This window comes from Sulfitobacter sp. CB2047, assembly GCF_000735125.2.
Lineage (GTDB): Bacteria > Pseudomonadota > Alphaproteobacteria > Rhodobacterales > Rhodobacteraceae > Sulfitobacter > Sulfitobacter pontiacus.
In genome coordinates this window covers 1,335,423-1,359,538 of record NZ_CP072613.1, presented here as the reverse complement: position 1 = coordinate 1,359,538, position 24,116 = coordinate 1,335,423, and the positions used below count along the sequence as shown (strand labels likewise).

The 24,116-nt window shown below is 60.4% G+C and carries 17 protein-coding genes; 5 read left to right on the top strand and 12 right to left on the bottom strand.

The annotated features are described in order from the left end of the window. Nucleotides 1-3: 3 nt before the first annotated feature. Complete coding sequence (xseA, locus tag IV89_RS06795) at nucleotides 4-1,539, bottom strand: exodeoxyribonuclease VII large subunit (protein WP_037944562.1); 1,536 nt, start codon at nucleotides 1,537-1,539, stop codon at nucleotides 4-6. A gap of 84 nt (nucleotides 1,540-1,623) precedes the next feature. Here xseA and purD point away from each other — a divergent pair, with 84 nt between their 5' ends. Next, nucleotides 1,624-2,889, top strand: a complete 1,266-nt coding sequence (purD, locus tag IV89_RS06790; protein ID WP_005854217.1) for a phosphoribosylamine--glycine ligase — start codon at nucleotides 1,624-1,626, stop codon at nucleotides 2,887-2,889. Nucleotides 2,890-2,975: 86 nt separating this feature from the next. On the opposite strand, the gene IV89_RS06785 is transcribed toward purD, so the two are convergent. Together IV89_RS06785 and IV89_RS06780 are read right to left on the bottom strand one after the other, a co-directional pair. Further along, complete coding sequence (locus tag IV89_RS06785; protein ID WP_037944565.1) at nucleotides 2,976-3,728, bottom strand: VCBS repeat-containing protein; 753 nt, start codon at nucleotides 3,726-3,728, stop codon at nucleotides 2,976-2,978. Then, nucleotides 3,728-4,051, bottom strand: a complete 324-nt coding sequence (locus IV89_RS06780; protein WP_005854231.1) for a 2Fe-2S iron-sulfur cluster-binding protein — start codon at nucleotides 4,049-4,051, stop codon at nucleotides 3,728-3,730. Before IV89_RS06780 ends, IV89_RS06785 begins: the two co-directional genes overlap by 1 nt. 384 nt (nucleotides 4,052-4,435) lie before the next feature. Here IV89_RS06780 and IV89_RS06775 point away from each other — a divergent pair, with 384 nt between their 5' ends. Beyond that, complete coding sequence (locus IV89_RS06775) at nucleotides 4,436-4,804, top strand: peptidoglycan-binding domain-containing protein (RefSeq protein WP_235183793.1); 369 nt, start codon at nucleotides 4,436-4,438, stop codon at nucleotides 4,802-4,804. On the opposite strand, the gene IV89_RS06770 is transcribed toward IV89_RS06775, so the two are convergent. After that, a complete protein-coding gene (locus tag IV89_RS06770; protein WP_037944568.1) occupies nucleotides 4,801-5,559 on the bottom strand; it encodes an ABC transporter ATP-binding protein in 759 nt (252 codons plus the stop codon). The two genes, IV89_RS06775 and IV89_RS06770, sit on opposite strands and share 4 nt — an antisense overlap. Next, on the bottom strand, nucleotides 5,556-6,548 hold the full coding sequence (locus tag IV89_RS06765) for an iron ABC transporter permease (protein ID WP_037944569.1): 993 nt from the start codon (nucleotides 6,546-6,548) through the stop codon (nucleotides 5,556-5,558). Before IV89_RS06765 ends, IV89_RS06770 begins: the two co-directional genes overlap by 4 nt. Before the next feature lie 248 nt (nucleotides 6,549-6,796). Here IV89_RS06765 and IV89_RS06760 point away from each other — a divergent pair, with 248 nt between their 5' ends. After that, a complete protein-coding gene (locus tag IV89_RS06760) occupies nucleotides 6,797-7,894 on the top strand; it encodes an AI-2E family transporter (RefSeq protein WP_037944570.1) in 1,098 nt (365 codons plus the stop codon). Here IV89_RS06760 and IV89_RS06755 read toward each other — a convergent pair. The 3 genes from IV89_RS06755 to dctP all read right to left on the bottom strand — a co-directional run bounded on the left by IV89_RS06755 (nucleotide 7,880) and on the right by dctP (nucleotide 11,010). Further along, a complete protein-coding gene (locus IV89_RS06755) occupies nucleotides 7,880-9,280 on the bottom strand; it encodes a TRAP transporter large permease (protein ID WP_005854245.1) in 1,401 nt (466 codons plus the stop codon). The genes IV89_RS06760 and IV89_RS06755 overlap by 15 nt on opposite strands. A gap of 2 nt (nucleotides 9,281-9,282) precedes the next feature. Next, complete coding sequence (locus IV89_RS06750; protein WP_005854247.1) at nucleotides 9,283-9,912, bottom strand: TRAP transporter small permease; 630 nt, start codon at nucleotides 9,910-9,912, stop codon at nucleotides 9,283-9,285. Between the two features lie 81 nt (nucleotides 9,913-9,993). Further along, nucleotides 9,994-11,010 (bottom strand): TRAP transporter substrate-binding protein DctP, encoded by a 1,017-nt coding sequence (gene dctP / locus IV89_RS06745; RefSeq protein ID WP_005854249.1) that lies wholly within the window; start codon nucleotides 11,008-11,010, stop codon nucleotides 9,994-9,996. Between the two features lie 380 nt (nucleotides 11,011-11,390). On the opposite strand from dctP, the gene acs reads away from it, so the two are divergent. Continuing rightward, nucleotides 11,391-13,346, top strand: coding sequence for an acetate--CoA ligase (acs, locus tag IV89_RS06740; protein WP_037944571.1), 1,956 nt, complete (start codon nucleotides 11,391-11,393; stop codon nucleotides 13,344-13,346). A 64-nt stretch (nucleotides 13,347-13,410) separates the two neighbouring features. On the opposite strand, the gene IV89_RS06735 is transcribed toward acs, so the two are convergent. Then, nucleotides 13,411-13,926, bottom strand: a complete 516-nt coding sequence (locus IV89_RS06735) for a DUF992 domain-containing protein (RefSeq protein ID WP_037944573.1) — start codon at nucleotides 13,924-13,926, stop codon at nucleotides 13,411-13,413. A gap of 281 nt (nucleotides 13,927-14,207) precedes the next feature. Between IV89_RS06735 and IV89_RS06730 the strand changes: the two genes are divergently transcribed. Next, nucleotides 14,208-14,726: a flavin reductase family protein gene (locus IV89_RS06730; RefSeq protein WP_051577585.1), complete on the top strand. Its 519-nt coding sequence runs from the start codon at nucleotides 14,208-14,210 to the stop codon at nucleotides 14,724-14,726. 109 nt (nucleotides 14,727-14,835) lie between these two features. Here IV89_RS06730 and IV89_RS06725 read toward each other — a convergent pair whose 3' ends face one another. The 3 genes from IV89_RS06725 to acnA all read right to left on the bottom strand — a co-directional run bounded on the left by IV89_RS06725 (nucleotide 14,836) and on the right by acnA (nucleotide 23,886). Then, nucleotides 14,836-18,993 (bottom strand): translocation/assembly module TamB domain-containing protein, encoded by a 4,158-nt coding sequence (locus tag IV89_RS06725; protein WP_235183795.1) that lies wholly within the window; start codon nucleotides 18,991-18,993, stop codon nucleotides 14,836-14,838. Beyond that, complete coding sequence (locus IV89_RS06720; protein ID WP_037944576.1) at nucleotides 18,990-20,813, bottom strand: autotransporter assembly complex family protein; 1,824 nt, start codon at nucleotides 20,811-20,813, stop codon at nucleotides 18,990-18,992. Before IV89_RS06720 ends, IV89_RS06725 begins: the two co-directional genes overlap by 4 nt. A 298-nt stretch (nucleotides 20,814-21,111) precedes the next feature. Then, nucleotides 21,112-23,886: an aconitate hydratase AcnA gene (gene acnA, locus IV89_RS06715; RefSeq protein ID WP_037944577.1), complete on the bottom strand. Its 2,775-nt coding sequence runs from the start codon at nucleotides 23,884-23,886 to the stop codon at nucleotides 21,112-21,114. Nucleotides 23,887-24,116 lie beyond the last annotated feature (230 nt).

Genomic DNA, 24,116 nt, shown 5'->3' with positions numbered 1-24,116 from the left:
GACCTAGAAGAGACTGCCTTGTTCGGGCGCTTTCTTGGGGGTCTTTTTGGGGGCCGCCCCGCCGCCGATCTTCATCTTGCCGTCGATAAATTCAATCTCGAGCGCCGAGGCATCCTGCGCCGCCTGCTTGGTTGTCACCACGCCCCCGTCGCCGCGCACCACGGCGTAGCCCCGTGCCAGCGTCGATTTATAGCTTAGCATCTCATGCAGACGGTCAAGCCCTGCAATCTGTTTGTGCCAGCCTTGGGTCTGCCGTTGCCCAGCATCTGAAAGTCGCCGCGCAAGCGATTGAAAGGATTCCTCTTTCCGCTTTCGGTCCTGCTCTAACGCGTCGGGGCGGAATCGGGCGATCAAACCTTCAAGACGGCGCTTTTGCTCGCGGCCCAATGCCTCGGGGCGGAAGCGATCGGCCAAGGCGGCCAGCCTGCGTTGCTCTGCCTGAAGGCTGCGGCGCAGGGTGGCAGGGCGCAACGCGCCAGAGATGTCAGAGAGATGCACCTTTCGTTTCTGCACACCCGCGGTCAGCGCCGGACCCAGACGGGCGCCGCGCATATCGAGCCGCTGGCGCGGACCATCAAGCAGGCTGTCGGGCCGAGGCAACGCGCGCGCCATGTCGCGCAACCGCTGGTCACGGCGCGCAAGGCCCTGGCTGAGCGCTTGGGTCATCCGTGCCTCCTGCCCATCAAGCAGGGCGACAAGTTCATGGCGCACAGGCACCGCAAGCTCGGCTGCCGCCGTCGGCGTGGGCGCGCGCTTGTCAGAGACATAGTCGATCAGCGTGGTATCGGTTTCATGCCCCACCGCCGAAATCAGCGGAATGTCGGAGGCTGCGGCTGCCCGAGCGACGATCTCTTCGTTGAACCCCCATAAATCCTCGACCGAACCGCCGCCGCGCGCCACAATCAACAGATCAGGCCGCGGCAAGGCTCCGCCCGGGGTCAGCGCGTTGAACCCCGCAATGGCGCGCGCGACTTCTGGCGCGCATTTCGCCCCCTGCACGGCGACGGGCCAGATCAACACCTTGCGCGGAAACCGGTCGCGCAGACGGTGCAGGATATCGCGGATCACCGCCCCCGAGGGCGAGGTCACGACGCCGATCACCTCTGGCAGGTAGGGCAGCGGGCGTTTGCGTTCAGGGGCGAACAGCCCCTCGGCCGCCAGCACCGCCTTGCGTTTTTCCAGCAACGCCATCAGCGCGCCCATGCCCGCGGGTTTGATATCCTCGATCACGATCTGGTACTTCGACTGCCCGCCAAAGGTGGTGATGCGCCCCGTGGCAATCACCTCCATCCCCTCTTCGGGTTGGGTTTCAAGCCGTGCTGACACGCCTTTCCAGATCACACCGGAAATTACCGAACTGTCGTCCTTGAGATCAAGATAGATATGCCCTGAACGTGGCCGGCTGACACGCCCCACCTCGCCGCGAATCCGTACATGGCCGAATTCGCCCTCGATCACCCGTTTGATCGCGCCCGAAAGCTCGGTCACGGTGAATTCGGGGCTGTTCTGCCCCTCGCGCGGGTCGTCGATCAGATCCATCAGCGGTGTCTTTCCGTGTTTATCTTGTGTCGGGCTCAGTCCCAGCTTAGAACGCGCAGCAACCAAGGCCAAGGGAGTGCAACCATGAACATCCTCATTCTGGGCAGCGGCGGGCGCGAACACAGCCTGGCCTGGGCCGTATTGCAAAATCCTAAATGCGACAAGCTGATCGTGGCACCGGGCAATGCCGGAATCGCCGCCATCGCGGATTGCGCCAGTTTCGACATCAACGACGGGGCCGCGGTGGTCGGTTTTGTCGACGAAAACAACATCGATTTCGTCATCATCGGGCCAGAAGCCCCGCTTGCTGCAGGCGTTGGCGATGATCTGCGCGCTGCCGGCGTATTGGTGTTTGGCCCGTCAAAAGCGGCCGCGGCGCTGGAAGCCTCCAAAGCCTTTACGAAAGAGATCTGCGACGCCGCAAACGCCCCCACTGCCGCCTATGGGCATTTCACCGACGCAGACGCTGCGCGGGCCTATCTGGCCGACCACCCTGCCCCGATCGTGATCAAGGCCGACGGCCTTGCAGCGGGCAAAGGCGTGATCATCGCCGAGACCGATGCCGAAGCGCTGGCCGCCGTCGATACGATGTTCGACGGCACCTTCGGCGACGCGGGCGCAGAGGTGGTGATCGAAGAGTTTATGGACGGCGAAGAAGCGTCCTTTTTTGTTTTATGTGACGGCGACACCGTACTGCCGATCGGCACAGCCCAAGACCACAAACGCGTCGGCGACGGCGATACCGGCCCCAACACCGGTGGCATGGGGGCCTATTCGCCCGCGCCGGTGCTGACCGACGAGATCGCCGAACGTGCGTTGGCAGAAATAATCCGCCCGACCATGGCCGAAATGGCCAAGCGCGGCACGCCCTACCAAGGGGTGCTTTATGCCGGTTTGATGATCAAGGACGGTGCCCCCCGTCTGGTCGAATACAACGCCCGTTTTGGCGACCCTGAGTGTCAGGTCCTGATGATGCGTCTTGGCGCGCAGGCTTTTGACCTGATGCATGCCGCCGCCGAAGGGCGGCTGAACGAGGCCCGCGTGAACTGGGCCGACGATCACGCTGTCACCGTCGTTATGGCTGCGCAAGGCTATCCCGGAAGCTATGACAAGGGCAGCGTTATCAAGGGATTGGATGCCCTACCAGAAGACAGCCGCAACATGGTGTTCCATGCGGGCACCGCCAAGAAAGACGGGGCGATAACGGCCATCGGCGGACGGGTACTGAACGTCACGGCGCGCGGCGACACCCTGGCCGAGGCACAGGCGCGCGCCTATGAGATGGTCGAGGCGATTGACTGGCCGGGCGGGTTCTACCGCCGCGATATCGGCTGGCGTGCGCTGTCCTGAGGGCGCGGCCTGCTGGTTTGACGAGACCGACCGGGGGCTCGCCCCCGGACCCCCAGGATTTCAACCATTTGGAAGCAGGTCTGTGCTTAGTTTGGGCTGAGCGTACAGGCTTGGGCGGCGGCGGTATTGCTGGCGGTGAAGGGCACGTCGAAGCTTCGCGGGCTTAGTGTTTTGCCGTCAAGCTGAAGGGCCACCATTTGCGATGGCGCACTGCGCTGCCACGGCATCTGCGCAAGGATTAATTCGGGGTGTGGGCCGCATGTGCGGATACCCCCCGCGATTTCCGGATCACCGATGCGGTGGTTGGTGAACCCCTCTGCCGTAGCAATGACGGTGAGGCTGCTGTTATCGTAAGCGAGCAGCTGCACCGAACCGGACAGATGCGGTGTGACGACGATCGCGATCTCGAGCCGCCCATTTCCGGTGAAGTCCGCAGCACCAATCGGGGCAAGCCAGCGGTTCTTCCGCCCGATAAAGGGCGTCTGTGCGATGCGCCCGGACGCGCCATAGACCGCAAGCCGCGCACCTTTGGACTGATGGCTTTCAACCACGATCACTTCGGGTTGGCCATCACCATCCAGATCCGCAATCCGAGGCGATGTGTCTTCGAATACAAGGACTTGGGGCAAGATTATGCGGCGGCTGGTGCCGTCAGCCAAGCCCAGCGTCAGGCTGCCCCATTCGACCGCATCGCCCAATACGCCGTGATCATAGCGTGTGGTCGGATCACCAAAGCTGGCGCGGGCGATGTCTTGCGCAGAAGCGGGCAGCGCATTGATCACGCATGCCGCAACGATCGGCAAAAGGCGCGACGAGATATGTCGCGCCAGCCGTCGCATCAGATTTGCTTTTCGGGCATTTTCACGCGCAGGCCGTCCAGCGCATCTGTGACCTTGATCTGGCAGGTCAGACGGGACGTGGCGGGATCGGGCTCGAACGCGAAGTCGAGCATATCTTCTTCCATGTCGTCCTTGGCGGGCACTTTTTCGACCCAGTCGGGATCCACATAGACGTGGCAGGTGGAGCAGGCGCAGGCACCGCCGCAGTCGGCCTCGATCCCGGGGATGTTATTGTCACGGGCCCCTTCCATGACGGTCAGGCCATTGGCCACATCGACGACATGTTCGGTGCCATTGTGTTCTACATAAGTGATCTTGGCCATCTGAATGCCCCTTCGAATTTAGAATTTCGACATATGTAAACAGCAGCCCGCGGCTTCGCCAGCCCCTTTTCACGGCTCATGCAAGGGGATGGCATTATTCCCACCCCGATAGGCCTATCATCTAGGCATTGCTGCGAAAAGCCGCTAGCCTGCGACGGACCCTTTGACCCGCAAGGCCCGGCTGTGCAGTTTTTCTCTCGATCACATTTAGTTCAATTTGCCTGCGCATTTACGGTTCTCGTCTCGCTCGGAGCGTGTAACGCCCCCTCCCAAGACGCAGAAGTACCCGAGCCTGGCGTTCGCGAGGCGACAACCAAGGGCCCGGCAGGGGCTGCTCCGGGCAGCTGTTGGGGGCGGACCGTATCACCTGCAGTGATCGAAACGGTGACGGAGCAGGTACAGGTGCAGCCGGCGCAGATCAGCTCTACCGGCGAGATCCAGTCGCTGCCGATCTACCGCACGGAAACACGGCAAAAGATCGTCTCTCCCCGTGTGGACAACTGGTTCGAGACCCCCTGCATCAGCGCGCTTACGCCCGACGTGATCGCAACGCTGCAACGTGCGTTAGAGGCGCGAGGGTTCTATGACGGGGCCATTAATTCAGAGCTCGACGACGCGACACGGCGGGCAATGCGGGCGTATCAGATCAGCACTGGCGGGCCCGATAGCCCCGTTCTTGCATTGGCCACCGCGCGATCATTGGGTGTCATCGCTGTGGACATCCCCGGCGTTTCTCAAGACAGCAGCGGTTAAGAAACGACCTCAAGCGGTTGGAAAACAAAACCTTTGTCGGTGACTTCACTGAACGCAGTGATGCCGAAGACAGCTTCGACAATCTCTGTCGTCAGCGCCGTCTGTGGCAAGTCGTCTGCGACAACTGCGCCGTTGTGCAACACGATCAACCGTGTGCAATGCCGCGCTGCCAATCCCAGATCATGAAGCGAGACGAGCACCCCACGCCCTTGGCCCGCTGCTTTGGAAAAGCTTTCCATCGCGGCGATTTGATGGGCGGGGTCTAGCCCGGCGGTGGGCTCGTCTGCGATCAGCAAGGGTGCCTCTTGCGCGAGGCTACGGGCGATCAGCACGCGCGCCTGCTCCCCACCCGATAGCTGTGTCGCGGGACGATTGCGGAAGGTGTCCAAACCCATCTGCGCAATGGCACGATCTACGGCAGCCTGATCTTCTGCCTGTATTTTCTGCCCGCCCCGTAGATGGGGTGTGCGGCCCAGTCGGATGATCGTTTCAACCGTGACCGGCCATGCAATCTCGCGCGATTGGGGCATCCACGCGGCGGCGCGCCCGCGCATGCGCGGCGCAAGTGCGGCGATTGAACTTTGGCCATCAGCGGGGATCAGGCCCAGTGCCGCGCGCATCAAGGTGGTCTTGCCGGCACCATTCGGCCCGACCAGGCCTACGACCTCTCCTTCACGCAAGGTCAGGTTGATGTCGGATAAAACGGTTTTCCGCCCCCGATGAACGGAGAGGTTTTGCAGTGATAGCAGTGTCATAACCCCTCCCTCCGCGTGCGATAGATCAGGTGGAGAAACAGCGGCGCGCCGACCAATGCCGTCACAACCCCAAGCTTGAGATCACGATCGGGCACCACAAGGCGCACAAGGATATCCGATGCGAGGATCATCGCCGCGCCGCCAAGTGTCGCGGCCCATAGCAGCGCCCCCGGTCGCGCGCCAACAAAGCCACGTAGCAGGTGCGGCATGACCAGCCCCACAAACCCGATCGCCCCCGCCACGGCGGTAGAGGCACCAACGACCGCCGCCGTACCGATAATGACCGTGAGGCGAAGCCGGAATAGGTTGATCCCCATCGCCTCTGCCGCGTCTTCACCCAAGGTCAGCGCGTCAAGCCCGCGCCCGAGGGTCGCCAACAGGACACCGCCCCCAAGCAGAAAGGGCATCGCGATCCAGACATGGGTCATGGACCGGTCCGCCAGGGAGCCCATCATCCAGAATACGATCTCATTCGCCGCATAGGGGTTCGGCGACAGGTTCAGGACCAGCGAGGTTAATGCCGCAGCAAAGGCCGATATTGCGATACCAGCGAGGATCAGCGCCAGTGACGTGCCCCGAGGACCTGCCAACAGCAACACCAACAACACCCCCAGCAGGGCACCGCCAAGCGCCATCGCGGGGAGCACGAGCGCTGCAAGCGCGGCCAATCCGGTCTGTATCGCCAGCACAGCCCCCAACGCCGCAGAGCCAGATACCCCGATCAGCCCCGGATCCGCCAAGGGGTTGCGCAGATAGCCCTGCATCGCAGCGCCAGAAAGCCCCAAGGCACCGCCGATCATCACGCCCAATAGCGCACGCGGGAGCCGTATCTCGCGCATGACGGTGGCCAGTGGGCCGCCCTGCCCGGTGACCAACGCGTTCAAACTGTCGCCCGCGGATGCGCTGGACGGGCCAATCAGCAGCGACCCGACAAATAGCACGCACACAAGGCTGCCGAGACCAAGCGCCAGGACCGCTGACCGCCCCATCAGCAAGCGCCCCGGGCACTTAGGCACTTCATTTGCCCTACTGCATAGGGCGCAAAACTTAACATTGGGTGAATGGATATGCTCATCGTTCCGCTCATAATTTCTTCGCGACCCTCCTAGTTTCATCACAGTTGCGTGCAACCTTCGAGGGGCGTTTGGACACTGCCGCAATATAAGCTCACACACCCGTGAACTTTTCCACGCGCTACGGCGTTGAGGTTTAAATCCTTCAACTGCTGGAGCCATATTTGGAACATCTGCCCTCAATCCGGCGCTCACTTCAGTTGCTGGTCCTGATTTCCCTTTTCGTCACCGCGTATTTCGCCAAGGACTTGATATTGCCCGTTGTTCTAGGCTTTTTGCTTGCCCTGACCCTGTCGCCCGTGGGCCGTGCGCTTTATCGGATCGGCGTGCCGCATCCTGTGTCGGCCTTTTTGCTGGTGACGGCGACGAGTTTGGTGATTGCTGCCGTGGTTTTACTGTCCGCGGGCACCGTGGCGATCTGGAGCGACGAGATCCCGGAAATGGGCCGCGAGATCCAGATAAAGCTGAGCGGCGTGAGCAATGCGGTCGAAACGATGCGATCTGCCTCGGAAGAGGTAGAGAAACTGGGCACCGAAACCGGCGGCAAACCGCAAGAGGTTGTCGTGCGCCAACCTGGCTTGCTCGACACCGCGATGGATACGGTGAGCAAAACAGGGGCGTCGCTGGCGGTGATCCTGATTCTGGCGCTGTTCTTACTTGGCTCTGGCGAGCTGTTTTACTTAAAACTTGTGCAATCCATGCCGACGTTAAAGGAAAAGAAACGTGCGCTGCATACGGTCTATGACGTGGAGAAGCGGGTGTCGCGCTACCTGCTGACGATTGCCACGATCAATGCCGTGCTCGGCATATTAGTCGGGACCTATCTGACAGTGCTGGGCTTGCCGTCGGCCTATATCTGGGGGATCGCGGCGTTCATGCTGAACTTCCTGCCCTATATCGGCGGGTTTGCGGGGGTGCTCTTGGTCGCGGGCTTCTCTCTCGTGACGTTTGACACCATCGGCTATGCGATGCTGGCCCCGATCGGTTACCTGACGCTGACTCTTTTAGAGGGGCAGATTATCACCCCGTGGCTGGTCGGCCGCCGGTTAGAGATGAATACCGTCGCGGTATTTCTAACGGTCGTGTTTTGGGGGTGGCTATGGGGCATCCCCGGCGCATTGGTCGCGGTGCCCTTTCTTGTGGTGTTCAAAGTCGTTTGCGAGAACTTTGAACCGCTTCATACCATCGGGAATTTCCTGTCCGCAGAGCAGGTTAAACCCGATGATATGAAGGATCAGGAAGTCATGTCAGCCAGCGAGTGAGGGCAGCCACAACACGATAGACGGGAAGGCCACCAACAATGCGATTGTCACGGCATCCGCGATAAAGAACGGTGTCACGCCCTTGAACACGTCCTGAACGCTCAGGTCAGGGCGTACCCCTGCAACCACAAAGCAGTTGAGGCCAATGGGAGGCGTGATCAGACAGAACTCTGCCATCTTCACCACCAGGATTCCGAACCAGATCGCACACATCGGCCCCGACATGCCAAAGGCGCTATCCGCAGCAGAGACGAACTCGCCCCCGTTCAGCGCCATGACGGCAGGATAGACCACCGGAAGTGTCAGAAGCAGCATGCCAATCGCATCCATGAACATCCCCAGCACCGCATAGGCCAGCAGGATGCACACGAGGATCAGGATCGGCGAAGCCTCAAGCCCCGAAATCCAGTCGGCGAACGCGCCCGGCAGATCGGCAAAGCCCAGGAACCGAACATAAATCAGCACGCCCCAGATGATGGTAAAGATCATCACCGTCAGCTTCGCGGTTTCAAGCAGCGCGTCCTTAAGCTCGGCCCACCGCATGCCGCGATAAAGCGCCATTAGGAACACGATAAACGCGCCCACGGCCCCGCCCTCGGTCGGGGTGCCCCATGCGTCGCCGAAGGGGTTGTAAACAAAGAAAATAATGATGATCACAACCGCAAAGATCGGCATGGCGGCAGGGAGAGACGCGAACCGTTGCTTCCAGGTAAAGCCGCTTACAGGGGGGCCGACGCTTTTCCAGATGGTCGCAATGCCCACGATCAGGACGGCATAGACGATGGCCGAAAACGCACCGGGGATAAAGCCCGCCAGAAGCAGCTTGCCCACGTCTTGTTCAACGATGATCGCATAGATGACAAGAATCGCTGACGGCGGGATCAACGAGGCCAAAGTGCCCCCGGCCGCCACGACGCCCGCCGCGAATTTCTTGTTGTACCCAATCGCCAGCATCTCGGGGATGGCGATACGGGCAAAAACCGCTGCCGTCGCGACCGAAGCACCGGAAACCGCCGCAAAGCCCGCGGTTGCAAAGACAGTCGACACAGCAAGACCGCCGGGCAGCCAAGCAATCCAGCGTTTTGCGGCCTCGAACAAGGCGCGGGTCAGACCGGCGTAATAGGCAAGAAAGCCGATCAGAATGAAGGTGGGAATCAAGCTTAGCGTCTGGCTCGACACTTTGGAGTGTGGCACCTGCCCCGCGGTCTTGATCGCGACCGTCAGCGCCCAGTCCAGTTCGGACCACTGCATGCCTTTCTTGGACCAAAAGATCCAGATCAGGCCGACCAGACCCGCCATTGCCGCGGCGAAAGCCACGCGCATACCGAGCACCACCATAAGCAGCAGCCCGCCCGAGACCCATAGGCCAATTTCAATAGGATCCATAATCAGTCCCGCCCGTCTAGATGTTCAGCTTCCGCCATCGCCTGTTCGGCTGCGGATTGTACCAAGGGTACGGCGACGGGGTTTTCCAACCCCAATACAAAGGCCCGCCCATAGCCCCAGATCTGCAGCAGCAACCGCAGCGCCAGCACCGTAAAGGCCATTGGCACGATCAGTTTCGCAGGCCAGATCGGCAGACCGATATCGATGGAGCTGTCACGGCTCCACATCGGGGCGGCGAAATCAAAGCTGCGCTGGAAATGCGCCCAAGAGCCCCAGATCAGCGCCAGCATAAGGATAAAGATCAGCACGACCGAGAACGTCTCGGCGGCCCATAGCGCGCGGCCTTTGAGCTGGCCGATCAGGATGTCCATGCGCACATGGCCGCCGTTCCGCTGGGTATAGGAAATCCCCATGATCGCGATCAACGGCATGGCGAATTCAATCCAGTCCACATACCCCGCCAGCGGCGTGCCAAAGAACTTGCGGCCGCCAACGGACCAGACGGCAAGCACCATCAGCATGAAAACGGCAATACCAGAGACCAGAGCAAACACGGTTTCAAGGCGTAAAAGCCCTTTGTCGATACGGCTAAGCAGACTGCCGTCTTCGAGCACGGCGGAGGAACCGGCCATGATGCTTTCCTTTCAAATGAGTGGGAGGGAGATCGTACAAACAAAGGGGGCCTGCATCGGCAAGCCCCCTCCTCGCGCCAATTAGTTGGACGCGCGTTTTTCTTCAAGCGTTTTGACGACCAGGTCATAAAGCTCTTGGCCAGGGATGCCTTGGGCTTCCATATCCTTGATCCAGGCTTCACGCGCAGGGTCAGCTGCCTTGGATTTGAACTCGGCCAGAACTTCGGGCGTGAACATCACTTTTTCGACGCCTTTTTCTTCCAGCACGGCGTCCCAGCGGTTCAGCAGCTCGCCATAGTTCGCCAGATAGTGATCCAGCGCCTCGTCGACAGAACCGTCCAGCGCTTCTTTTTCCGCATCCGACAGGGCCTCATAGGCATCGATGTTCACCACAACAGGGCAGTTCACCGTGCCGGGGTTGAGGTTCGCGGTCCACCAATCGGCCTTGTTGATCGTCCCAAAGCTCAGGTGGGCGTGCTGCGCGAACGCCACGGTATCCACAACACCGGATTCCATTGCGTTATATGCCTCGGAGGAGGTCACGGAGGTCGGCACAGCGCCCACGGTTTCGAAGGCTTTGCCCAGACCACCTGTCGCGCGCACGCGCATACCGTCAAAGGATTCCAGCGTATCGCGAGGCTCGCCCGTGCCAACAAGATTGTACTGCGGCATTGGCGAGGTCATCAGCATCTTGGCGTTCCACTGTGCCATCTCTTTGGCCACGGCGGGGTGTGCGTAAACAGCGCGGGATACGGCAACTTCTTCTTCAAGGTTCTGAACCCCAAGGAAGGGCAGTTCTAGCACGGTGATCGCGCGGTTCTTGTCGGCGTGGTAACCAGCACAGAATTGCGCCATCTCGAAGGCACCGATGGAAATACCATCGAGGTTGTCAGAGTTCTTGGACAGACCGCCATAGCTGACATTGATCGTGAATTCGCCATTGGTCTTTTCGGACACAAGCTCGGCAATCTTTTCGACATGCTCGGTGAAGGCACGACGTTTACCCCAGACAGAGGCGTTCCATTCCGTCGCGGCCGCTTGCGAGGCAAAAGCGAAAGTCAAAGCGCAGACAGCTGCGCCGTTCAGTAGATTGTTCATTGATATCTCCCTTATGCGGGCTGTTTGGGGCCCGCTTGGGCGAAATACTATCCTTAGGGCAACTTGCTGCCAACCCCTGAACATATCTCTTGATTGCCCCTGTGGGAGCCTTCGGCGAGGATTTTTCACCATTTGGAACCATGCCCCGCGTGCGATCGGCCCCGTTAACAGGCAATCGGTGCTGTTTCCTAGGGTTTTGGCAGGGTTGTCAGTGAAATTTACTAGTCCGCGCAGCAGACGGAAAAATATTTACAGACAAACCGCGTGTTTCCATATGCTTATTTCCTTCTTTTCACTTCCCGTTATGATCTGCCAAGGGAGAGCCGCCACGCCCATGCGTCCGAGCGGCAGAAAACGAACAGAGTTCTGAGGGAGGAACCATGTCCAACGTCGCCACACAGACCTATCCGCCATCCGACGACATGGCGGCCAATGCCCATGTGAACGCCGCGAAATACGACGCGATGTATCATGCCTCTATCGCGGACCCCGAAGGGTTCTGGCTGGAGCAGGCGCAGCGCATCGACTGGATGAAGCCGTTTACCAAGGTCAAAGACGTCGATTTCACTTTCGGTCAGGTCAAGATCAACTGGTTTGCCGACGGTGCGCTGAACGTCAGCGCCAATTGCATCGACCGTCATCTTGAAACGCGCGGCGACCAGACCGCGATCATCTGGGAGCCAGACAGCCCGGACGAAGACGCGCAGCACATCAGCTATCGCGCCCTGCATGCCCAGACGTGTAAAATGGCCAATATCCTGCGCGATATCGGCGTCGGCAAAGGCGACCGGGTTATCATCTACATGCCGATGATCCCCGAAGCCGCCTATGCCATGCTGGCCTGCGCACGCATCGGTGCGATCCATTCGATCGTCTTCGCCGGCTTCTCTCCGGATGCGCTGGCGGCACGGGTACAGGGGTCGGACGCCAAGGTTGTGATTACCGCAGATTATGCGCCCCGCGGGGGCAAAGCGACACCGTTGAAGGCCAACGCGGACAAGGCTTTGGCAGGCTGCGACCCATCGGTCAAATGTCTGGTGGTGCGGCGCACTGGCGGTGATGTGGCGTGGAATGATGCGCGCGACGTGGATTATACCGCGCTTGAAAAAGAGGCTTCTGACACTTGCGCGCCGGAAGTGATGAACGCCGAGGATCCGCTGTTCATCCTCTATACCTCTGGCTCGACCGGTCAGCCCAAAGGGGTCGTGCATACGACGGGTGGCTATCTGGTCTATGCCGCGCTGACCCACGAGGTCACGTTTGATTACCACGATGGCGATGTCTATTGGTGCACGGCCGATGTGGGCTGGGTGACGGGCCACAGCTATATCGTCTACGGTCCGCTTGCCAACGGGGCGACAACGCTCATGTTCGAAGGGGTGCCCACCTACCCCGACGCCAGCCGCTTTTGGCAGATCTGTGAAAAACACAAGGTAAATCAGTTCTACACCGCCCCGACCGCCATTCGCGCGCTGATGGGCAAAGGGCGCGCCTTTGTTGACGGTTGCGATCTGAGCAGCCTGAAACTGCTTGGCACCGTGGGCGAGCCGATCAACCCCGAAGCCTGGAACTGGTACAATGACGTTGTGGGCAAAGGAAACTGCCCCATCGTGGACACATGGTGGCAGACGGAAACCGGCGGTCACCTGATGACGCCGCTGCCCGGTGCCCACGCCACCAAACCCGGCGCCGCGATGAAGCCCTTCTTTGGGATCAAACCGGTCGTACTTGAACCCACCACCGGTGCCGAGATCGAGGGCAATGACGTCGAGGGGGTTCTGTGTATCGCTGACAGCTGGCCAGGCCAGATGCGCACGGTCTGGGGCGATCACGAGCGGTTCGAGCAGACCTATTTCAGCGACTACAAGGGCTACTACTTCACTGGGGACGGGTGCCGCCGGGACGCGGATGGCGATTACTGGATCACGGGCCGCGTGGATGACGTGATCAACGTCTCCGGTCACCGGATGGGCACGGCCGAAGTCGAAAGCGCTTTGGTCGCGCACCCTAAGGTGGCAGAGGCCGCGGTCGTCGGGTTCCCCCATGATATCAAGGGACAGGGTATCTATTGCTATGTCTCTTTGATGAGCGGCGAAAGCCCGAGCGAGGACCTGCGGGCCGAGCTACGCAACTGGGTCCGCTCTGAGATTGGCCCGATCGCTTCGCCCGATATGATCCAATGGGCCCCCGGCTTGCCCAAAACCCGTTCAGGCAAGATCATGCGCCGCATCCTGCGCAAGATCGCAGAGAACGACTATGGCACGCTCGGCGATACATCTACCCTCGCAGAGCCCGAGGTTGTCGACGATCTGATCACGAACCGGATGAACCGCTAGGACCACATAACGCGAAAGGGGCACCAAATGGTGCCCCTTCTGCATATCGACCTATTGGCCTGAATTAACCTTCGACGCGTTGCAGCGTAATTTCACCCACGCCAATGGCAAAGTTTACGCCGTTCTGCGTGTTGACGCTCACAGGTTGCAGCGCCAGTGTGTCTTCGGAACCGCCGACCATGACATTGGCACCTAGGCCAACACCAACAGTGGCTTCAGCAGAAACACCCTGATAGTCGCCGTTCAACCCGCCTTCGTAATATTCGGATTCAGTTGGTGCCAGCACCAACCAGGACATCTGACCATTCTGGGTCTTACCGATATCAATACCGTAGCGTTTGATGTCGCCGATGTATGTCTCGTCAGCCAGACCCTCTTGCACAGGATTGAAGGTGCAGGTCAGTTCACGGGTAGACCCGAAGATAAAGCCCGTGCCATCACCAACGTCACAGCTCAGCGAGCCGACCTCGGTGTGGTCCACAGTCTCGCCGTCGTCGGCCAGTGCAGGCGTGGACAAAGCAGCGCCGGTGACAAGGGCTGCGACAGTCAGCTTGATGGGGGCAAAACGATTCAGTGTCATAGTTAATCCTTCCGGCGGGAAACCCGCCAATAACAGTCGTGAGCGTCGGCATTCGGGTGCCTGTTGGCGGTAGCTGGAACCTCATATCCCAACACCCCTTCTCCGACAGGCAGTCCGAAATTTCGCGGTCATGCCTCTCAGTGGGGGAACAACACGGCAGGCGCTATTCGGTTCCACACAGCGGATTTTATCAGCCACCATCGCCACTCGCAGAGGGCGTGCCGCAACGGGCCGGGGTTTGCTGTCTGGACAAATCCGGCTCCCCGTGGCACCGCTGCGGCATGGCTGATCCTTTGCACCACTTCATCCCGCTGCCCGACGCCACAGTCGAGCTACGCCGCGCCTTTGGCCGTTTTGGCACAGGGGTCACGATTGTGACGGTGCAGACCGCGAATGGCCCATTGGGGATGACCGCGAACTCCTTTTCCTCGGTTTCGCTGGACCCGCCCTTGGTGCAGTGGTCCCCTGCGCTCAGTTCCAAACGTCATGACGCATTTACCAACGCGGCGCAGTTCGCTGTGCATATTCTGGGTAGCGGTCAGCGGGCGCTGGCAGATGCCTTTGCTGTCTCTGGCGACGCGTTTGACCAATTCGACTGGACGATTGGCCCCAATGGCGCGCCGACACTGGCAGGCTGCCTCGCCAGCTTCCACTGTGACACCTACGGCGTGCATCCGGCGGGCGACCACTCCATTGTCCTCGGGCAGGTCACGCACGCCGCTTATGACCCCGATGACAGCGTTGCGGGCCTGATGTATGACCAAGGCCGCTATGGCCGTTTTACACCGCTGACGGAATAGCCCGTAAGCCGTTCCAAATGGTCAAAATCCCGGGGGTGTCCCGGCATCGCCGGGACGGGGGCTGGCCCCCATCCTAGCTGAACCGCAGAACAAAGCGCTCAATGGCGGATCAATAATCCTTCTCGAAGAAGATACCGATCCCGGTGTTCCCATCGGACCCGACCGTCCCTTTCGCCGTCAGATTCTTGGTCAGATCAAGGTTGATAGACACATCCGCTGTCCCGTCAGAGGCGGCGGTCACATCGGTGTAGACATTCTCAGAAATGTATTTACCCGCGCGGACAGCCGTGGCACCGCTGTCGGTGGTGGTCACATCCAGATCGTCCAGCCCGAACCCTGTGCGCAGGTTAGAGATCACCCCCGCACCACCGCGTCCGGCAAGTGTCGCCACCGCGCTGGCGAGTTGCAGCGCCTGAAACGCCGAGATTTCAGAGATGTTTCGCCCAAACAGAAGCTGTGCCAGCACCTCGTCCTGCGGTGCATCGGGTGTCGATTCAAAGGAAACCTCGGGCGATGTGGCTTTGCCCTCGATCACGATACGAACCTCGCCTGTGTTGGTGGTCGTCGAGGTTACAAACCTCAGGTAGGGTACCAGATCGCCTTGGAAGCGCACGGCCCCTTCGTCCAGCTCGAACCGTTTGCCAAGAATATCCAGACGACCACGGATCAGGTCGAAGCGACCGGCCGAGATGATGCGATTGGTCGATCCCGTCAGCAACAGGCTACCGCCCAGTTCCGCATCCAGACCACGGCCGCGCACGAAAATCCGCCGTGGCGCATTGATGCGGACGTTCAGGCCAAACCCCGGCCCGCTGTCGCCACTTGCCGCGGGATCCGTGCCCGCGTCGGCACCGGTCAAACCGGCCTTGCGACGGGTCGCCACAACATCTGCTGGCGCGCCGATGAAATCGATCTGTGGAATATCACCGATGCTGGTCATACCGGTTGACGGCACGCTTACCTCGGTCTCGCCCACGTCGATCTGACCGCTGATATTCGCCCCCCCCGAAAGCGGTCCCGCAAGACGCAGGTTGCCATCAAGCGACGTGCGATACAGCGATGGATCGATCAGCACGAGGTTGTTCAATCCGATCTGGATATCGGCGGGCAGTGATCCGGTCAGGGTCACCGCCCCGCCCGCCTTGATCTGCCCCCCGTCCGCGCTGCGCGCAGATAGGTCGATTTGCGCGCGATTATTGGCCAGCCGGATATCCGCTGCGATGTCCTGAAGTGTCACCCGAAGGTTGGGGGCGGACAGCGACGCGTTAGAGGTTTGAATGCTCCCGTTGACCGACCCAAGTGCCGGCGGCCCGTTCACCGTCAAATCGAACCGTGCCTGACCTTGCAAGCTCCGCGGCGCAATGAACGGGGCGGACAGCCCCAATGGCGCGTTCCCGTTCACGTCAAGGTTCAGATTGCCATCGCTGCCCACAAGCCCCGCGATCGTGGCACGGGTGCCCGCTGGTCCGGTGGCGTTCGTATTGACCCGCCAGCCAGCGCTTTCCTGCTGTGCGGTACCGGTCACATTCAGCGGGCCGGACAGTTTTGGCACCACGGCCCCCAGATTGGGGATCGTGACATCATAATTCAGCGCGGGCGCATCCCCCGTGACAACCCCCTGCACAGACGCCCGGGCCGCATAGGGGCCCGTCGCGTTTGTATCTACGGCGATGCCGGCGGGCGTTTGCCGCACCGATCCTTTTGCCGCCAGCGGGCCGGACACGCCCGGCACCAGCGGCTGCACATTTGGCACCGACACGTCAAACGTCAGCGACATATCGGGGCCTGTGGCCAAACCTTCCACCATCGCGCGCGCGCCATATGGGCCTGTCGCGTTGGTATCGACGAAGAACCCCTTTTCCGTCTGACGCACGGTCCCTGTCGCCGCAAGTGGCCCGTTCACCTGCGGCACCACCTCCTGAAGATTCGGGACCGATGCGTCGAAAGAGATATCGACCATAGGTGTTAACATCCCCTGAACGGCAACCTGCGCGGCGTAGGGGCCACTGGCTTTCGCGTCGATCTGGAACCCTTCTTCCAACTGCTTGAGGTTGCCCGACGCCTCTACCGCGCCGGTCACCTGAGGTGCAAAAGCCTCTACCCGCGGGATCGAGGCGCTAAAGTCCAGATCCAGCGGCGTCAGCAGCCCCTGGACCGAGGCGGTCACATCTTCGGGGGCGGAGGCTTTGGTGTCGACCTGCCACCCGTCCGGCGTCTGGCGGAGCACGCCATCCAACGCGATAGGGCCCTCGACCGGCGCGTCGGGCACAAAGTCACGCAGTTCGGGCACATCGGCCGTGAAGTTGAGCACCGCATTCTCGCCCGTTGCCAGCCCTTTGGCGGTCAGCGCGGCACCGTAGGGGCCGTCCGTCACGGCATCGACAGTCCAGCCACGGGTGTCCTGCTCGGCCTCGGCCTTGATCGTGATGGGACCGGAATATTGCGGCAGCACAGTCTCGATATCGTTCAGTTTTGCATCAAATCGCGCTTGCGAATTATTGCTGCGCAGCTCGACGCCACCGCTGGCGGTCAATGCGTCGTTTTCCAGCAGCACGTCACGCACGAAGGTGCCCGTCTCGTCACGCGATGCGCCAAGGCTTAGCGTCGTGTCGCCAGCCAGCAATGCGTCCGCCTGTTCGATCCCCACTTTCAAATCCTGCGTCAGGCCAGAGATATTCAGGTCGAACGTCCCGTCCAGTGGCGTGATCTGCCCCGCGATCTCTACATTCGCGGCCCCGTCCATCTCGCGTCCGGCAAGAGCGGAAAAGCGGCTGATGTCGGTGGCTTCAAGGCGGGCTTTCAACTGGGTAAGAAAGCTATCGGCTGGCCCGCTAATCGTGACATCACCGGTCAGACCATAATCCGCGCCAGAAAGATCAAGCCCCGTGATCTGAACCGGTGTGCCTTCGGTATAGGCGATGGTTGTACGCCCCTTGATGGACTGGCCGACCGCTTCGGAAACCGCGGCGTTGGTCAGCGTCAGCCCGTCAGCCGAGAATGCCAGATCGCCCATGAATTCGCCGACCGACCCTGCCGCACCTTGCAACGTCCCGTTCAACTTCAGTTGTGTCGCGTCAATCGCCAGCGCGTCTGTGGCCAGTTCGGTCACGTCGAACGTCGCGTCAATCGAGTCGCCATCTTGCGCGTTATAGTTCACATCAAGCCCGACGCGCCGCACGTAAGTATCGCCCCCGGCCACTGGCAGCAAAACGCGACTGCCATCGGCGCTGGCGACAGTGCCCGTGATGTCGATCAGGCTGGGCCAGTTGTCGCTGTTCAGCGTGACCTCGCCCTGCAGCTCCGCGGATTGCGCCTTGAGGGCGAAATCGCTGACCTCGACACCGCCTTCAGCCTGTACCAAAGCATCCACGGTCAGCGCGACATCGGGGCCAAAAAATTCGCGGTATTGCGACAGGATCAGCGCGGTCACGTCGCCGTTCAGATCGGCCTGAATACGGCGGTCAGGTGCGGCGCTATCGCCTTGGGCGGCAACGATAACCTGACCGGCAAGCCGTTGTTCCCCGTCGGTCGAAAGGTTGATATCTGTCGCAAAATCCGAAAGCGGCCCCTGCCCCGCAATCACCAGATCGACAGAGGGCTCATCAGGCAGTTTAAGCGTGCGCGAGATGATGCCCTTGGCTTCCTCTGAAAGCGTTACAGCCATGTCCAGCAGGCTGTCATTGCGGTCCAGATCAGCGGTGATTTTGAACTCGCCCTTCTTGCCATCGGTGCGCGCGGCCAGAATATCGACCGTCGCCGTGTCGTCATTCAACAGCGCCGTGGCTTGAACCGTCAGTGTGGCCGCTTCGCCCAGAATTGGCGCGCCCAGATTGATCTCGTCGACCGAAAAGTCAGCCACGTCGATGGCGACGGGCAGATCGGGGATCGCCGGAAAGGTAAAGGGTTTCGCCTCGGGATCGGGGAGCGTTTCTTCCTGCGCCACGGGCAATCGCGGAACGCTCAGCCGCTTTGCGGTCAGGGCCTGCACCTCCAGCCGGCCGCGCAACAGTGCGGAGCGGTTCCAGTCCAACTCCACCTCTTCCAGCGTCAGCCAGACCCCTTGATCGTCGGCGATGGTCATCCGGTCGAACCGCGCGCGCGAGCTGAGCGCACCAGCGAAACCGTCAATACTGACCGTGCGGCCCGCGCCGCTGAGAGCGTCTTGGATCGTGCGGGTCAGGAAGCCTTTGTCATCCTCTTGGGCCGAAGCGACAGAGCCGACAAAGATCAGGGCGAAAACCAGAAAGCTGCGCATGAAGTGGATCAAAACGATTGTCCAATACCGATATAAACTTGAAAATTCTCATCTGTTTCGGGGCCTGACACAGGCACCGCGAGGTCCACGCGGATGGGGCCGATGCCCGTGGCATAGCGCAGACCAAGCCCTGCACCTGACTGCCAAGTGCCTGACCCGTCGTAGAATTCCTCGGCACCGATGTAGCCCGCGTCGGCAAAGGCCACGACGCCGATCTTGTCGCGTACCTGCCAACGCGCCTCTGCGGACAGGCCAGCAAAGCTGCGACCGCCTACTGTATCGCCACTGGCCAGATCAACGCCAAGCGATTGGTAGGGTTGCCCGCGCACGGTGCCGCCGCCGCCGGAATAGAACAGATAGTCCGCGGGCGATTCAGCCAGTGTCGGGCCATAGACCGACCCGAGCTGTCCCCGCAGGGCAAAGGTCACGGGCCGCGTGGTGCCAAAGGTTTTATAGCCGCGCACGTCGATGTAGGTGCGCACGCCGTTATCCGACCCCGACAGCGCCACAAAAGGCGTCACGCTGGCCTTGGCGTAGTAGCCATCTTTCGCATCAAGCCGATTGTCGCGGTAATCATGTTCCGCGCTTAGGGGCAGCGTCAGCAACGTATATTTGTTCTCGCCAAAAGCGTCGCGGGTTTCAGCCGTCCGCAAACCGACACCAAGCGTATAGGTCCGTTCCTCGCTGGCGATGCGTTCGATCCCGGCCTCAAGGTCGAGCTGACGCGAGAAATAGTTCACCTCGTCAAGCTGTTCGATCTCGGCCAGCGCGTAGAAATTCGTGTCGGCGTTAAAGGTCGCAGGGCGCTCAAAACGTGTGCCAAGACGATAATCCGTGCCGCCGGAATCGCCGCCGATCCCCGACACCTCGCCTTCGACACGCAGGCTTTCGGCCCCGCCCAGCAGGTTACGGTGCAGCCAGTAGGTGCTGACGCTGAGCCCTTCAAGCGACGACAGTTCCCCGCCGAAACCAAAGCGTCGCTTGGGCGCGTCAGTGATCTGCGCTGTAATCGGCAGAACATCGGGCGCGGTGATCTGTTCGGCCTCGATCATCGCGACAGAGCTGAAAGCGCCCGTGCGCCGCAACCGTGTGGCGGCCAGATCAAGTTGCTCTTGTGAATAGACCTCTCCGGTGGGCAGGCCGGCGATTTTGACGATCCGGCGCAGGCGCACATCGCTTTTTCCCTTTACCGTCAACTCTCCGAAACGCAGGCGCGGTCCCGGGCGCAGACGCAGGGTTGCCGCCAGTGTGGCATCGGGCACGCGGGCGGTCAGCTGCTGGTCGGCCAGTTCGGCTTTGGCGTGGCCCTGATCGCGCCAGCCTTCGATACCGGCGGCGACGGCCTCTTTCATGACGCCGAGACTTGCGGTTTCACCTGCGGCGAATTGTTCGGGCAGCTCGGTTTCGGGGGCGACAGGGGCGATTTCGGCTTTGGAAAAGCTGAACTTGCGACCGGTTTCGATGTTGATCACAGCGCGGTTGATCTGGCGCGGCGGGGCGACCGGCGCGATGGCAGAGGCGTCTACACCGTCGATGGTAATCTTGATGACGGCGGCAAAATACCCTTCGTCATAGAGCACGGCCAAAAGGCGGGCATAATCGGCCTGCGCGGCGGCCAAAAGCTCTTGCGTCGTGGGGTCTGCATCTTCGTCCGTTTGTTCGCGCAGCAGCGATCCGCCGAGCACCGTCTCGTATAGATCGGAGTCCTTATCGATGCCGGTGATGTCGAGCGTCGCCGCGAGACCCGCCGTGCATCCTCCCCAGACCAAAGCTGCCGCGGCCGTAGACGCCCGCAAGAACTTTGCAAAACTGTCTGATTGAAAATGCCCCATGCGGTGCTCCCTGTACTCATAGAACGACGTGCCGTTGGGTGAGACATAGAGCGCGCGACCGCAACGTCAGCAAACTTGTTTATTATTCCCTTGTGCATAGCGGAAACCGCCTGCCATCGGCAAACAGTCTGTTGGCCAAAATCGCGATTGTGAACCGCAAAACACATCCGGTTATGTCATTTTACGCAAGCAGGCGGAAGTTTGCCGTGAAAATGGGGACGCGTATGCAAAACGCCCGCCAGGGGGAACCTGACGGGCGTTCTTTTCAAGGCCGTGCGAAACGGCCAGTGGCCGGTGGTTAGGCGGATTTCGCGAGGTTGCGCAGCACGTAGTGCAGAACGCCACCGTGTTCGATGTATTCAATCTCGATCGCGGTATCGATCCGGCATTTGATCATGATCTCTTTGACCGAGCCATCTGCCATTGTGATCGTGCAGGGCACTTCTTGCAGCGGCTTGATGGTGTCCAGACCGCTGATCGAAACGGTTTCCTCGCCGGTCAGGCCCAGGCTCTTGCGGGTGTCGCCGTTGGTGAACTCGAACGGGATAACCCCCATGCCAACCAGGTTGGAGCGGTGGATACGTTCAAAGTTCTCGGCGATGACCGCCTTGACGCCCAGCAACGCCGTGCCTTTGGCCGCCCAGTCACGGGACGAACCCGCGCCGTATTGTTCACCACCGAAGATGACCAGCGGCGTGCCGTTTTCCTGATGCGCCATAGCCGCGTCAAAGATCGAGGTCTGTTCGCCATCGGGGCCTTTGGTATAGCCGCCCTCAACACCGTCCAGCATTTCGTTCTTGATACGGATGTTGGCGAAAGTGCCGCGCATCATGACCTCGTGGTTACCACGACGGCTACCGTACGAGTTGAATTCACGCACAGGCACCTGACGTTCCACCAGATACTGACCCGCTGGCGTGGTTTCCTTGAAGGAACCGGCAGGCGAGATGTGGTCGGTCGTGATCATGTCACCCAGAACGGCAAGCACTTTGGCGTTCTCGATGTTGGTGATCACACCCGGCTCTGGCGACATGCCTTGGAAGTAGGGCGGGTTCTGCACATAGGTCGAGGTTGGTGGCCAGTCATAGGTTTTGGCGTCGGTGGTTTCGACGGACTGCCACTTTTCGTCGCCCTTGAAGACGTCGGCATATTTTTCCTGGAAGGCTTCGCGGGTCACGGTCTGCTCGACCAGATCAGCGACTTCCTTGGATGTTGGCCAGATGTCTTTCAGATAGACGTCGTTGCCGTCCTTGTCCTGACCCAGCGGGCTGTTGGCCAGATCGACGTTCATGTCACCGACCAGCGCGTATGCCACGACCAAGGGAGGCGACGCCAGATAGTTGGCGCGCACGTCAGGCGAAATCCGCCCTTCAAAGTTCCGGTTACCCGAGAGGATCGATGTCCCGATCAGGTCGTAGTCGTTGATCGCCTTGCTGATCGGTGCTTCGAGCGGGCCGGAGTTACCGATACAGGTGGTGCAGCCATACCCGACGAGGTTGAAGCCGATGGCGTCCAGATCCTCTTGCAGGTTTGCGGCCTCAAGATAGGCGGACACAACCTGGCTACCGGGCGCGAGCGACGTCTTGACCCAAGGCTTGCGTGTCAGGCCCAAGGCGCGTGCCTTGCGTGCAACCAGACCGGCACCGATCATCACATAGGGGTTGGACGTGTTGGTGCACGATGTGATCGACGCAATCACGATAGACCCGTCATGCAGCTGGTAGTTGCCATCTTCGGTCTGGACGTAGCCACGCTTGTGGTTGCCCTCGTCGCCGGGGATGTCTTGAGGCTCGGGCTGACCGCCCTCACCTTCCCAACGGACTTCGGCGTTGGCTGTGGTATCTTTACCTTCGCGCACGCCTTTCACGTATTCTGCAAATGCAGTGTGTGCCGAGGTCAGTGCAATGTAGTCTTGCGGACGCTTCGGACCCGAGATCGCAGGCACGATGGTGCCCATGTCGAGCGACAGTGTGTCGGTGTAAACCGGCGCATAGTCATCGCCGCGCCACATGCCGTTTTCCTTGGCATAGGCTTCGACCAGCGCGATGCGGTCTTCATCACGGCCGGTGGTGCGCATGTAACGCAGGGTTTCGGCATCGATCGGGAAGAAGCCACAGGTCGCACCGTATTCGGGGGCCATGTTGGCGATTGTCGCGCGGTCCGCCAGGGGCAGGCTATCAAGGCCAGCACCATAGAATTCAACGAATTTACCAACCACGCCCTTCTCGCGCAGCATTTCGACCACCTTCAGCACCAGATCGGTCCCGGTGGTGCCTTCCATCATGGCACCCGTCAGCTCAAAGCCGATCACCTCGGGGATCAACATCGAAATCGGCTGACCCAGCATCGCGGCTTCGGCCTCGATCCCGCCAACGCCCCAGCCCAGAACGGCCATGCCGTTTACCATTGTGGTGTGGCTGTCGGTCCCGACGAGCGTGTCAGGATATGCGACTTCGACGCCGTCTTGGTCTTTGTCGGTCCAAACGGTCTGCGCCAGATATTCAAGGTTCACCTGGTGGCAGATGCCGGTGCCGGGGGGTACAACGCGGAAGTTGTTAAACGCCTTCTGACCCCATTTCAGGAAGGTATAGCGTTCGATGTTGCGCTCGTATTCGCGGTCAACGTTCATCTGGAACGCGCGCGGGTTGCCGAACTCGTCGATCATGACCGAGTGGTCGATGACAAGATCAACAGGGTTCAGCGGGTTAATCTTGTCGGCATCGCCACCCAAGGCAACCAGCCCGTCGCGCATCGCCGCGAGGTCGACAACTGCGGGAACGCCGGTGAAATCCTGCATCAACACGCGTGCGGGACGGTAAGCGATCTCGCGCGGGTTCTGGCCGCCCTTGGCACCCCATTCGGCGAAGGCCTTGATGTCATCGACGGTGACAGTTTTGCCATCTTCGAAACGCAGCATGTTCTCGAGCACCACCTTAAGCGCGGCTGGCAAATTGGAGAAATCACCCAGACCGGCTTCCTGCGCTGCAGGAATCGAATAATAAGCGATGGATTGGCTGCCCGAAGATAGAGTTTTGCGGGTTTTGGCGGTGTCCTGGCCAACGAAGATGGTCATGGATGGCTCCCTTTATGGGTTAAAAAAGGTCGGTGACTTGGGGCCTAAATGCCTTATTGCGCGGGTCGTTTCAACTGCAAACACGCGCTTCTGGCGCTTTTGTATACCGTTGTGTACTGGACTGAGGCATTTCATACGCAATCCCGTGACGTTACAGCGCCTCAACAAAGGTTGAGTGGTAATTACAACGGGTGCAGTCTACGAATTGTGCATCCAAACCGAAAGTACCC

What these genes read in the sequence shown, in the direction of transcription:
- IV89_RS06780 (WP_005854231.1), bottom strand. Translation starts at nt 4,051, where the DNA reads ATGGCCAAGATCACTTATGTAGAACACAATGGCACCGAACATGTCGTC.
- xseA (WP_037944562.1), bottom strand. Translation starts at nt 1,539, where the DNA reads ATGGATCTGATCGACGACCCGCGCGAGGGGCAGAACAGCCCCGAATTC.
- IV89_RS06765 (WP_037944569.1), bottom strand. Translation starts at nt 6,548, where the DNA reads ATGGGGCGGTCAGCGGTCCTGGCGCTTGGTCTCGGCAGCCTTGTGTGC.
- IV89_RS06720 (WP_037944576.1), bottom strand. Translation starts at nt 20,813, where the DNA reads ATGGGGCATTTTCAATCAGACAGTTTTGCAAAGTTCTTGCGGGCGTCT.
- purD (WP_005854217.1), top strand. Translation starts at nt 1,624, where the DNA reads ATGAACATCCTCATTCTGGGCAGCGGCGGGCGCGAACACAGCCTGGCC.
- IV89_RS06770 (WP_037944568.1), bottom strand. Translation starts at nt 5,559, where the DNA reads ATGACACTGCTATCACTGCAAAACCTCTCCGTTCATCGGGGGCGGAAA.
- IV89_RS06755 (WP_005854245.1), bottom strand. Translation starts at nt 9,280, where the DNA reads ATGGATCCTATTGAAATTGGCCTATGGGTCTCGGGCGGGCTGCTGCTT.
- IV89_RS06750 (WP_005854247.1), bottom strand. Translation starts at nt 9,912, where the DNA reads ATGGCCGGTTCCTCCGCCGTGCTCGAAGACGGCAGTCTGCTTAGCCGT.
- acnA (WP_037944577.1), bottom strand. Translation starts at nt 23,886, where the DNA reads ATGACCATCTTCGTTGGCCAGGACACCGCCAAAACCCGCAAAACTCTA.
- IV89_RS06735 (WP_037944573.1), bottom strand. Translation starts at nt 13,926, where the DNA reads ATGACACTGAATCGTTTTGCCCCCATCAAGCTGACTGTCGCAGCCCTT.
- dctP (WP_005854249.1), bottom strand. Translation starts at nt 11,010, where the DNA reads ATGAACAATCTACTGAACGGCGCAGCTGTCTGCGCTTTGACTTTCGCT.
- acs (WP_037944571.1), top strand. Translation starts at nt 11,391, where the DNA reads ATGTCCAACGTCGCCACACAGACCTATCCGCCATCCGACGACATGGCG.
- IV89_RS06785 (WP_037944565.1), bottom strand. Translation starts at nt 3,728, where the DNA reads ATGCGACGGCTGGCGCGACATATCTCGTCGCGCCTTTTGCCGATCGTT.
- IV89_RS06730 (WP_051577585.1), top strand. Translation starts at nt 14,208, where the DNA reads ATGGCTGATCCTTTGCACCACTTCATCCCGCTGCCCGACGCCACAGTC.